The organism is sulfur-oxidizing endosymbiont of Gigantopelta aegis, assembly GCF_016097415.1.
Lineage (GTDB): Bacteria > Pseudomonadota > Gammaproteobacteria > GRL18 > GRL18 > GRL18.
This window is the reverse complement of sequence record NZ_JAEHGE010000001.1, coordinates 3,340,931-3,352,767: the sequence shown is the minus strand read 5'-3', so window position 1 is coordinate 3,352,767 and position 11,837 is coordinate 3,340,931. Positions and strand designations below refer to the sequence as shown.

12 protein-coding genes are annotated in these 11,837 nt (G+C 39.2%); 7 read left to right on the top strand and 5 right to left on the bottom strand.

All coding sequences use genetic code 11. The features are described 5' to 3' along the window. The 4 genes from JEU79_RS17125 to JEU79_RS17110 all read right to left on the bottom strand — a co-directional run. Nucleotides 1–658: cache domain-containing protein (locus tag JEU79_RS17125; RefSeq protein ID WP_246540362.1), on the bottom strand; the 658-nt coding region annotated here is incomplete at its 3' end. Nucleotides 659–887: 229 nt separating this feature from the next. Then, nucleotides 888–1,850, bottom strand: coding sequence for an ABC transporter substrate-binding protein (locus JEU79_RS17120; RefSeq protein WP_214660612.1), 963 nt, complete (start codon nucleotides 1,848–1,850; stop codon nucleotides 888–890). Nucleotides 1,851–2,029: 179 nt separating this feature from the next. Then, the gene (locus JEU79_RS17115; RefSeq protein ID WP_198265080.1) at nucleotides 2,030–3,604 is read right to left on the bottom strand and encodes an AmpG family muropeptide MFS transporter; all 1,575 of its coding nucleotides are present in this window, start codon (nucleotides 3,602–3,604) and stop codon (nucleotides 2,030–2,032) included. A gap of 86 nt (nucleotides 3,605–3,690) precedes the next feature. Beyond that, nucleotides 3,691–4,542: a hypothetical protein gene (locus JEU79_RS17110; RefSeq protein WP_198265079.1), complete on the bottom strand. Its 852-nt coding sequence runs from the start codon at nucleotides 4,540–4,542 to the stop codon at nucleotides 3,691–3,693. Between the two features lie 123 nt (nucleotides 4,543–4,665). Between JEU79_RS17110 and JEU79_RS17105 the strand changes: the two genes are divergently transcribed. The 7 genes from JEU79_RS17105 to JEU79_RS17075 all read left to right on the top strand — a co-directional run bounded on the left by JEU79_RS17105 (nucleotide 4,666) and on the right by JEU79_RS17075 (nucleotide 11,311). Then, nucleotides 4,666–5,103, top strand: a complete 438-nt coding sequence (locus tag JEU79_RS17105; RefSeq protein WP_198265078.1) for a CBS domain-containing protein — start codon at nucleotides 4,666–4,668, stop codon at nucleotides 5,101–5,103. A 174-nt stretch (nucleotides 5,104–5,277) separates the two neighbouring features. Then, nucleotides 5,278–6,489, top strand: coding sequence for a DUF4139 domain-containing protein (locus tag JEU79_RS17100; RefSeq protein WP_198265077.1), 1,212 nt, complete (start codon nucleotides 5,278–5,280; stop codon nucleotides 6,487–6,489). 11 nt (nucleotides 6,490–6,500) lie between these two features. Then, on the top strand, nucleotides 6,501–7,940 hold the full coding sequence (locus JEU79_RS17095) for a DUF4139 domain-containing protein (RefSeq protein WP_198265076.1): 1,440 nt from the start codon (nucleotides 6,501–6,503) through the stop codon (nucleotides 7,938–7,940). Nucleotides 7,941–8,010: 70 nt separating this feature from the next. Next, nucleotides 8,011–8,793, top strand: coding sequence for a DUF4197 domain-containing protein (locus JEU79_RS17090; RefSeq protein ID WP_198265075.1), 783 nt, complete (start codon nucleotides 8,011–8,013; stop codon nucleotides 8,791–8,793). Further along, nucleotides 8,783–9,640 carry a TatD family hydrolase gene (locus JEU79_RS17085; protein ID WP_198265074.1) on the top strand — a complete coding sequence of 286 codons (858 nt, stop codon included), beginning with the start codon at nucleotides 8,783–8,785 and terminating at the stop codon, nucleotides 9,638–9,640. Before JEU79_RS17090 ends, JEU79_RS17085 begins: the two co-directional genes overlap by 11 nt. 20 nt (nucleotides 9,641–9,660) lie before the next feature. Next, complete coding sequence (locus JEU79_RS17080) at nucleotides 9,661–10,515, top strand: hypothetical protein (protein ID WP_198265073.1); 855 nt, start codon at nucleotides 9,661–9,663, stop codon at nucleotides 10,513–10,515. 496 nt (nucleotides 10,516–11,011) lie between these two features. After that, nucleotides 11,012–11,311: a PilZ domain-containing protein gene (locus JEU79_RS17075; protein WP_198265072.1), complete on the top strand. Its 300-nt coding sequence runs from the start codon at nucleotides 11,012–11,014 to the stop codon at nucleotides 11,309–11,311. On the opposite strand, the gene JEU79_RS17070 is transcribed toward JEU79_RS17075, so the two are convergent. Further along, complete coding sequence (locus JEU79_RS17070; RefSeq protein ID WP_198265071.1) at nucleotides 11,308–11,823, bottom strand: hypothetical protein; 516 nt, start codon at nucleotides 11,821–11,823, stop codon at nucleotides 11,308–11,310. The two genes, JEU79_RS17075 and JEU79_RS17070, sit on opposite strands and share 4 nt — an antisense overlap. Between the last annotated feature and the right edge of the window lie 14 nt (nucleotides 11,824–11,837).

Sequence of the window (11,837 nt, the reverse complement as noted above, 5' to 3'; positions counted from 1 at the left end):
ACTGATATAAGGGGCTATAAATTTCTTTTAAATCTTGCTTGGTAATAAAGCCCCATTGAGTCTTTGGTAAATAGGTATAAGCCGCCAAAACTTTTTCTTTACGGTAGTCCAACGCTTCAATGACGCCTGTTTTACCATTGGCTGCTTTGACAGCAGGGAGTGATTTTACGGTTAACTTTAACGCGCTATCCGGTTTGAATTTAAGTTGGTTTAGGGTGAGATAATGACTATTAACAATGTGTATCTCACCTGTTTTTCCCAGTGCCGTGTTATTATTTAAGTACTTAAATAAGGAGTCTCGAAGGTTAATTCTCATTACCAGAATGGCTAATGTTTTTTTCTTTTGTTCAAGGTGATAGACAGGGAAGGAAATGCTCATGGCAACTTCATTAGTAATGCTTGAGCGATAAATATTTTTTATATAAGGTGCTTTTTTATTTAATGCTTGGGTGAAGTATAAGTCATCTGACTTGTTGAGTCCTTCATTGTTTTTTTGATTGGACAACCAAATATCCCCCGTGTCTTTATTAATGAGAAATATTTCTGCATAGGAGTTATTTTTATCATGATAAATTTTAAATAGATTGCGAATGTCTTTTTCTAATGATTGCTCTTGCTTTTTAGCACTCATTTGAAGAGCGATTGTTTCGGATAACATGCGTATGTCATCGGTTCTTTCGTTTAGCCAATGGTTAAGGTGCTGTAATTTTAAATCTCTAATTGAACTAAGGCGTAGAAAACTTTCTTGCTTAACGGTGTCTAATCTTGATTCGATGAAAATGCTTAAGAAAAAACTCAATGGCAATAAAAATACAATGAGCAACCATAATGTCATTTGTGTGCGTATTGACTTGAACTTAAAAAAAGCGAGCATAAATTAAATAAACCTAATTTTTTAAAGTTGTAATAATTTCACTTGTGAAAAATTCATCGGTATTAACTCGACTTGAAAGTAAGCCCTTATCGAGTAAAAAATCAATTGTTACCTGAGAGTATTTATAAATGTTTTGTTGACTGTTTTCATCAAAAAGCTGTTGGTTTTGTTTTAAGTCAGGTGAAATGAGTTGTGCCAATGTATCTTTATATTCTGCAATATTGATTTTTTTCTCTTGAGCAATAATGTCTATAGCCGTATTGATATCCCGCTTAATGAAATCAAGTGCATTAAACCAGGTTGATACAATTTTTTGAATGGCTATTTTATTGTTATAAAAAAATTGCTCTTCAAACACTAATACATCAATTATTTCGTAGGGTATCTCTTTTGAACTGAATAATAACTGGGCATTATTATGCTTAAGCAATGTGGTCGCATCAGGATTATAACAAACCAGTGCATCAATTTTTTTGTTTTTAAATGCACTCAACCAGTTATCACTACTGACCGATACTAATTCGATGTCGGTAATGTTAATTTGATTATTAGAGAGCGCTCGATGTAATAAGAATTCCCCTACCAATGAGCCTTCGTAACCAACCCGTTTGCCCGCAATCATACTCATATCCTTGATGGATGATTGGCCAATAATCATATCGCCACCGCTAGAAAAATCGATGATTAATACCGTCTTTACTCGAAAGCCTGATTTATGCAAAATGACTGCTTCGTCAAGTGTGAGTGTTGCGCCCTTTATTTCGCCATTTTTTAAGGCTTGTATACCTTCATCCGCTGATTTATAGCGAATGACATTAAGGTTGAGATCTTGCTGTTTAAAAAGTGCTTGCTTGTCAGCAATAATAAAGGGGTCATAACCTGTCCAATCATTTATTCCTATATTTATTACTTGCTTAGATAATAGGTTAAAGGAAATAATGATGGCCGATAATAGGATGACGCTAACAATAGTCAAGAAGAAAAATAGCCATTTAGAGCGTGTGTTCATCATAGGCAAGTATTGTTTGTTAGAATGATCATAAAATGACAGCGATTACCTAGTATAAATTAGGGGTATAAATTAATGTGTCTATTTTATAAAGAATAGTCAAAAATTCATGAATATTCAATGTATGGCATAGATATAGAAAGTCCCTACTTTAAGCTCATGTGTTTATTTAAAAAATACAATAAAATAATAACCGGAATACCCATTAAACTGGCCAATAGGAAAAAGTTGGAATAACCAATGCTTTCTACAATACTACCAGAATAGCCGCCAATCATTTTCGGCATGAGGGTCATCAAAGAACTGAAAATTGCGTATTGTACTGCGGTAAAGGAGATATTGGTTAAACTGGACAAAAAGGCAACAAAGGCAGCACTGGCCAAGCCAGCAGACAGATTGTCAGCAGAAATGACCAGATAGAGTAAAACAATGTCATTGCCTGCAGAAGCTAATACCATGAACAATAAATTAGTGGTTACGGTGAGTATGGCACCAAGAAATAAAACCTTCATCACGCCAAAGCGAACGGCTAATAGCCCGCCTAAAAAACCACCGGCAATGGTCATAAAGAGGCCAAAGGTTTTAACCACGGTGGCGATTTGCAGTTTAGTAAAGCCTATTTCCAAAAAGAACACATTGGCAATCACGCCAAGGACAATATCAGAGACACGATAGAAGCCGATAAAGACTAATAGGGCTATGGCAATAGCTTTGCCATAGCGTTTAAAAAAGTCGCTGACGGGGGCAATATAGGATTCCCACACCAACTCTTTGTCCACCAGTCCCATATTGAGTAATGCTGATGCAGCGATAACGACAGTCAAGAGCGCACTGAGAAGTCGAATTAACTCCATTGTAAAACTACTCAAAGGCGCACCGATGAAGGAGGCAAGCATTGTTTTAGCATCATTAATTGGGGCTTTTAAGAGTACAAACGTACTGATAAAAATAATCACACAGACAATAAATAAGAATAAAAATTGCAGGTATTGAGCGGTGCTATGCTTGCTGTTTTGTTGTTTGTTGGGGTTAGGTTCAGGGATCAATAAGGTGGTGATGATGCCAACGCCCATAAACAATGCCATGCCAATATAAGTCCAATGCCAGGCAGCATAGCTATAACTGCCGACTACTGAGCCTAATTGACTTGCCAATACCAATGCCCCGGCACCGGAGGCCAACATACCAATTCGATACCCTGCGATATAGGTTGATGACATTAAGGCCTGTAATGAAGCATCAGCTGATTCGATACGATAGGCATCAATGACAATGTCTTGTGTGGCAGAGGAAAAACCCAGAAAAATAGCGGCAAAGGCCATGAGCACTAATTGCTCTTCACCTAAGGCGGGGTCTATTTGAGCCATCAGGATGATGGCACTGATGACCATGCTTTGTGACATCAATAACCAGGCGCGTCGTCGGCCTAATCGCCGGGTTAAAAAGGGCAGAGGAAGGCGGTCGATCAGCGGTGCCCATAAAAACTTAAAGGAATAACCCAGCGCGGCCCAGCTAAAATACGTGACGGTGGAACGTTGTACCCCAGCTTCAATAAGCCAGAGAGACAAAGAGGAAAAAATCAGTAATAGGGGAATGCCCGCTGAAAAACCAAGAAATAGCATGGTGATAACTTGTGGCTGTAAAAAAGATTGAGCGCTACTGCGCCAACTGGTGGCTTCCTTTTTCTCTAAAGAAGAGCTGGGCAAAGACGTTTTTGACATTAAAGTTTTCCTGACACTTATTTCTCCAAGCGCAGTAGGTTAACATATTTTCATGGCCATATTTTAATGGCAATAGCTAAAAGCACTTATGACTCAATAATGACTTCATCCATGCCATGATATTGCTGAATTTTATCGATGACTTGAGTGAGTAAAAGTGACATTTTGGGCGAAAAAAGTAATTCTCTATCAGTCCCTTCCATCCAGCCATACAGTGAGTGAATGAGTTGTTGTTCGGTATGAATGTTGAGGTGAATATCATTGAGAATATTTTTATATTCACTATGAGTGGGAGCGACCTCAAGAAGCTCAAAGACCTGTGCTAATGCTTCCATAATGGGCAAAACATCATCCTGAAGATAAAAGTCAGCCGGTGAATACTCTTTTTGTGCCGCAGAAACGGCATTGACCCAGATTCTAAAGCTGGATTTTTGCAGACTATGATATAAAGGCTCATCACTGATGAGTATTAGCAGCAAGTTTTTCATGCTGGCTTTCAACACATTGTTGCCATAAGACCATTCGGTGTTTTTTATGAAGTGATAAATGCGAATATGATCTTTAAAGTCGGCAGCTTGTAATTGATCTAAAATTAATACTGTTTGCTCTCCCTCACTAAAAGCACAGGCTTCACTCATGACATGATCAAAGTCACCAACAGGTGCTTCCGTCAGACCATGCTCATCTTCACTGGGGGGAATAATGACCTTACCTTCCGCTTCGGCTTTTTGAGTGAAGTCATAATAAAACAAATGAGGGTATTCCAAGGCTCGCCCCAGGGCATTGGCAAAGGCGGTCTTACGGCGTCCCTTATGGCCCTCAATGTTGATTGCTTTGATGCCATTATAGGGATTGTTCATCAAACAACGCAGATGATACTCATAATCATCATTGGATTCAAAGCCGTAGTCAGCCATGGTTCTCTGTAAATCACTCATATTTCTTCATCATCCAGCCGTTGTAACGATTTAAAATTCACTATTTATTAAGATTTTTGGAACAAAGCCTTATTTTAGTCTATAAGTTAAATTATAAACAAATCATGTGTCATAGGGGGGATTATGATCACAGTCGGTGAATTATTAGATAGCAAAGGGCATAGTATTTGGAGTGCAGCTCCGGATGATACGGTGTTTGAGGCCATTAAACTCATGGATGAAAAAGGTGTGGGTGCTTTAGCGGTGCTCAATGATGGGGCATTGGTCGGTATGATTTCAGAACGTGACTATGCCCGGCGGGTGATTTTAAAAGGCCGCTCATCAAAAAATACCACCGTCAAAGATATTATGAGTACACAGGTTTATTATACCTTTCCCAGTCAGACCGTTGATGATTGCATGGTGGTCATGTCCGAGCGTCGCATCCGGCATTTGCCCGTGCTTAAAGGCGATGAACTCATTGGTATGGTCTCTGTGGGTGATTTAATTAAGGATATTATTGCTGAACAAAAGCACATGATTGAGCAATTAGAACATTATATCGCAGGTGATGAGACCTAGCATTAAAGTAACTATTCAGTATAAACCCGTATCCGGTTAAGCTGTATGTCTTTACCGGGTCGCATTACGCATTAGAATATAATATTTTCTTTTTTTAAATGATTTAACCCTTTTTCAGAATAATATCGTCTATACCTATCAAATGAAAGATGATTTTTAAAAAAAGGAAATATTATGCCATCTAAAATTCGCCATGCGCTCATCGCCTTGAGCTTGGGACTTTTCTTTACAACGAATACCTATGCTCGGATAAAGCTCATTACCTTACCCGTAAGAGAGCACGTGGAAATACAACTGGAAAATGAAAATACCACGATCATAGAAGAAGAACGGATAGTGCCTTTAAGAAAGGGCACTAATGAAATTGATTTTTCCTGGCACAATACGAGTATCAAACCGGACACGATTGTTTTTCGTGTTCTGCCTTCAGATGATGCCAATGCATCGCTTAAAGCCAATGTCTTATCGGTGAGTTATCCCCCCAATGAATCTGCTTTGACCTGGACGGTGTCGGCCAGTGCTCATGGTAGTGCGCGCGTGCGAATTACTTATGCCATTGAGCGTTTAGATAGAAGCTATCATTATATAGCGCGTGCTAATACCGATGAAACACTGATGGATTTACAACAATATGTCAAAGTAAATAACCAATCCGGTGAAGCTTTTTTAAATGCGGATATCAATACGGGCTCGGGCAGGGCAATTAGACTGCCTATGGGGCTGGATGAATCGCAAGAATTTTTAAACCAGCAATTTAAAGCCATTCCAATCGATAAGACTTATACGGTGAATGCGGCAACATTAGGCTATCGTGATCGGGCTCAGGATAAGTTAAAGGTTTTAATGCACTATAATATTCATAATGATGCCAAGCACAACTTAGGGCAGCAATCCCTGGCCGCAGGCAAAGTGCGAATTTATCAGCGGGATAGTAATGGCACCAGAGTATTCATCGGTGAAGACTGGGGTAAATTTATCGCCCGTGAAGACAGTGGCCAATTATTTGTTGGTGAAGCCAGAGACATTGTTGTAAAACGCACAATAGAGAGTAAAAAGCGTCAGCGCATCAATGGTAATCTTTATAATATCAATGCTATCGTAAAATATGAAATTGAAAATTTTAAAGATAAGCCACTTAACTTAATCATTGAAGAATCAATTCCCTTATTACGTGATGAAGTCTTTTCCTCAAGGCGACCTAGAATGGCAGTACAGGTGATTGAGTGGCAAATCGGTAAACAAAATTCTTTTAGCTCAGAACCACTCAAAAAACAATCAGACAGCCAAACCATTGCTTACCAGGTGACGCTCCCGGCTAGAACAGGGCAAAGTAAAGTGCTTAAACTGGAAAAGAAACTGCATATACTCATTAAGAATGAATGGTAGGGGAGAATATTATGATCAAGATAAAATCAATAAAAGTCACTTTGTTTGCTTTGTTATTAAGCCTTATCAGCATGACCATAATGGCAAAAAACATTGACCTATCGACCTTGCCATCAAGAGAGAGCGTGCAATTAACGATTTATAACTCTGAAGACTTAACTCTGGTGCGTGAAACGCGTCAGGTTAGTATTAAAAAGGGACAAAACCGTTTGCAATTTAGCTGGGCTAACACGCGAATCGACCCCACCTCGGTACAATTGGAATTTCTTTCACATCCGGGGGAAATGCATTTAAATAATACCAAATTCCCCCATGATAAGCCGCAGATGTTGTATTGGCATATTAATAGTGAACTGGCGACTCAGGCCACGGTGGAAATCACCTATTTTACTTCGGGCATCAGTTGGCAAGCTGATTATCTGGGGATTCTTGAGTCAAAAGCCAAAACAATGGCCTTGGACTCCTTTGTGACGGTCACTAATCTATCAGGTGAAGATTATAATAATGCGCGAATTCGTCTGGTCATTGGAAAAATCAATCTGGTTGAACGGGTTAATGACCTGGTCAATGCTGCTAGTATAAAAGAAAATGAAATACGCAGCCGTAAACGACTCATGCGCAAAGACTTAGCCCAAAAGATGATGAAGAAAAAATCGGGGCGATATAAATTACAGGCTATGCCATCAGCTGCAATGGACGCTGTTTTCATGGAAGAAAAAGAAGTGGCGAAGGATAGTCTCAGTGAATACACCATTTTTTCCATCGAGGGCAGGGAAAGCATTCCTAATCAATGGTCAAAACGGCTGCGCAGTGGTTTCGCTCAAGCAATCCCTATTGATACGGTTTATCGTTATCGTCCCAGAGAATATGGTGATAAGCTGGCGCGTATTTTAATCTTTAAGAATAATGACAAGTCTTCACTGGGTGATGCCCCATTGCCCGAAGGCCAGATACAGCTATATCAGAAAAATGAGCAATCGAGTTTGACCTATATTGCGGGTTTGAAGCTAAAATACACTTCGGTGGGTGAGAAGGTCGAGTTAAATAGCGGGGTGAATCCAGCCATTTATTTTTCTCTGGTTAATTTAAAAAACTGGCGTGATAATATCTGGATGCATTATAAAAAAGGCAATCTACATCGTCGAGTGAGTGATGGCAATATGATTGTCGATCATAATAGCAAGGTTTCAGGTTGGAATGTGCATCAAGGCTATGTTCAACATGTGCGTAATTTTACTGATCAGGCGATTAAAGTGGAAATTCGTCGCCTAATTGCGGGTGATGCACAGATAAAAAGCACTTTAACGATCAAAAAACATGATTTCCAAAATATTGATATTCATACGACTATCGCTAGCGGTGAAAAACAGGCTTTAGAATACGAAATCTTGACTAAAAAAGGGCGTAATGCAAAACAAAATCAGCTGCTTATTTCTCATGAAAAATTATAAACTCTTTAATTTGATTCATTTTGTACTAAAATAACAGTATAAATTTTTCTTTTAAAAGCAAGGATAGACAGTGAATAAAAAACGCTTAATATTTTCTCTTATCGCCGTTATGGCAACGACCATTAATACCGCATATTCAGGCTGGCAGGACTGGGTAAAAGAAGCCGATTCTGTGTTGAAATCCACCACTGGAAAAGACACGACAGCAACAATGAGCTCAGCCTTATCGAATGACCAGATTGCTCAAGGCTTAAAAGAGGCACTTGATGTCGGGGTCAAAAAGGCAATTGAACTGCTAGGTCAGGAAAACGGCTTTTTAAACGATCAAGCAGTAAAAATTCTGATGCCTGAAAGTATGCAAAAAGTTGAGCAGGCTTTACGGTCATTTGGTCAGGAACAAGCTGCTGATGAATTTGTCACCAGCATGAATCGTGCAGCTGAAAAAGCCATACCTCTGGTCGGCAATGTGTTTGCCGATGCTATTTCAAAAATGTCCCTGGAAGATGCGCAAAGTATTTTATCCGGATCTGATACGGCGGCAACGGATTATTTTAAGAAAAATACTTCTGAGCAATTGAGTCAACTCATTAAACCCTATGTTACTGAGTCAATGAATCAAGCTCAGGTTACACAGTATTATAAGTCCATGACAGAGCAAGTAAAACGCTATGATACCTTTGGCCTAATGAATGCTTACCTTGGTGATGCCGCCGATATCGATAGCTATGTGACCGATAAAACAATGGCTGGTTTATTTAATAAAATTGCCGCACAAGAACAACTGATTCGTGCCAATCCTGCGGCACGTTCGACCGAATTGCTTAAAGAAGTGTTTGGTTCAGTTGTCCGATAATTCTATAGCAAACGGACAATTTATCGACAGCCATTGCCATCTGGATTTTCCGGCTTTTGATGCTGATCGAACACACATTATAGAGGCTTGTCAGGCGCTGAACTTTACAGCCATTGTGGTTCCAGGTGTTTGCCGTCAGGACTGGCAGGCTTTACTGGCTACTTGTCAGGAAAATGACTTATTAGCACCTGCGCTTGGCTTGCATCCCTGCTTTGTAACTGAGCATCATCGTGATGACCTGGATTTATTGGCACAGTTCTGCCAGTCTGAACCCATTGTTGCTCTGGGTGAAATAGGCTTGGATTTTTTTATTTTTAAAAACTCTATGTTTAAAAACTCTATATTTAAAAGTAAGGCTGAAGCACAAAATCATCAGAAGGAAAAACAACTTTTTTACTTTTCTCAGCAATTGGATATTGCTGCTCAGCATCAATTGCCGGTATTAATCCATGCCCGAAAATCCCATGAACAAGTCATTCAACAGCTTAAAGGGAATACTTCTCTGCGAGGTATTATTCATGCTTTTAGTGGTAGCTATGAACAAGCGAAAGAATATTTAAAGCTGGGTTTTAAATTAGGCTTCGGTGGCGCTTTTACCTATCCTCAGGCCACTAAATTACGTTCGCTAGTGCCCCGTCTGCCATTAGAGGCCTGGGTGTTAGAAACAGATGCGCCGGATATGAGCCCGGAAAAATATCATGGGCAAAGAAATAGCCCTCAGTATTTAACTGAAATCGTGCAAACGTTCCTGGACTTATATAACTCAAGATCAGAGAATGAGAAAATTATTGTACAACTCTATACCAATACACTGGATGTTTTACCGAGACTTAAAGCGGCTTTTTAGAGTGATCTTCAGGGAAAAAATTGAAAATATCATTATTTATCATTCTGACGCTATTTATCTCAGAAGCGATTTTGGCCAAAGAAAACCTGATCGTTAATAAACAAAAACGCTACAATATTGAGAATAAACAAATAAATGAGTCCAGTGGTCTCGCCTGTTCGACACATAATAAAAAAATACTTTGGACACATAATGACAGTGGTCATATGCCAATTATTTATGCGCTGAGTCAGAAAGGTAAGGATCGCGGTACATTCTATTTGGATGACATGGACAGTTATGACTGGGAAGATATGGATGCCTTTGTTTATCAGGATAAACATTACCTACTGATAGCAGATACCGGCGATAATATTAAAATGCGCTGGGATTATCGTTTATATATTATTGAAGAACCAAAACTCAATTCTGCTAAAAAAAATGCCAGTCGTTCTTCAATTTCACCTGCTTGGACTATTACGTTTAAATATGATGATAATCAATCCCATGACGTTGAAGCGGTTGCCGTCGATATTTCACGTGAAAAAATACTCTTATTAACCAAGCGGACAAAGCAGAGCATCTTGTTTGAGTTGGACTTGAAACCGAGCAACTTAGATCGTACACAGGTGGCGATTAAAGTCGGTGAGCTGAAACAAATCAAGCGACCGAGTGCTTTGGATATCAGTCTCGATGGTAAGCTGATGTCGGTGCATACTTATGCGCGTATCCATCGATTTCATTATAGTTCTAAAAAAAATCAATGGAAATATGACAACTCATTGAAATATAAAGGGCTTTATCAGCCTGAAGCCATGTGTCTGCGAGAAGATGAAAAGTATTATTTCGTCAGTTCTGAAAAAAAATCTAAACTATTAAAAATAAATGCTAACTAGTGCCCATCCGTAAATAGGTTTTTTTATATAAAGAACCGTAGGGTGGACATGGCTTTATCTGCCCACGCTGACTCAAGCGCTTATTATGTACACTTTCAGCGTGGGCACAAAAAGCGTGCCCGCCCTACGGTCAAAATTATCAAATTATTTTAGAATAAACGGATGGGCACTAACTAAGATAAATAGACATAAAAAGACTGTCATTAATTCCCGTCTCCGATTGAATGGCTTGTCTTTACAGGGGCGCTCCAGCACATCCATGTGACGCTTTATGAAAATATCCTGTTTTCAAAACCCTGTAAAGACAAGCCATTTAACCGGATACTCTATGGGTACGTTACAATAAGCTGAATAGTAGCAAAAGACTTGCATTAGATTACGACTATTACTCGGTTTTTATAATGTTTACTGTTATTATTAATGACAGAATAAAAATTAAGTTGTTAAAAATTTTCTTTGATTTGTAAAATTATTTACTAAAGGTAGAACTGTATCCATGACTATCAACTATGATGAGAAACGTTCATTTTATCGCATGTCAGTCGATTGCCACATTGAATTTTCTGAACAGGGAAGTAGCGAAAAATATAAAGGGGAAGGTAAAAATTTAAGCGCTACAGGGGTTAAATTTATTACCGAACGACCACTCAAAGAAGGCCAGGAAATTGATGTGATTGTGCATCCTGTGATTCAAACCGTTACACCGCTGAGTGCGAAAGCAAAGGTCATGCGAGTGGTTCAGGATGAAGATAATGGACAATATATTGTGGGTGTTTCTTTAGAGCACGTCACTTAAATAAAGATATCAATATTTCTCTGGCCTGAACGGCCTTGAGAGTTATTGCTTTGATTGGCAGATTCATTGCTTAAATAGTTTTTTAACACCAAGGAACTGCCCGCAACGCCCTGAGAACTACGTCGGCTACCATAAGGAAAGCTGGGTTCGGCCTGTGCTGATTCATTTTGTCTTGTCTGTAGTGAATTGTTGCCTAATTTTCTTTGAATTAAAAGCGCACTACCGACATTATCGGCATTGCTTGCAGGCGTGTTTTGTTGCTGATTAACGGGGGCAATGAGTTGTGACGATTGCTGTTGAGATTCGTCATCCTGATTAATGGCGGTGCTGGAAAATAATTGTTTGTCCTCATCTAGCAACTGCCCTTCAATCGTGACCGCCTTAACCGGCAGGCGATCCGCTTGCTGAGTGCGATTAGCACTACCATTAACCGTGCTGTTAAGGTATTGTGAAATGACGGGGTTAGAAATCTGCATACCCTGATTATAGTCTTGAAATACAGATTTAACCACTTTTCAAATAAATT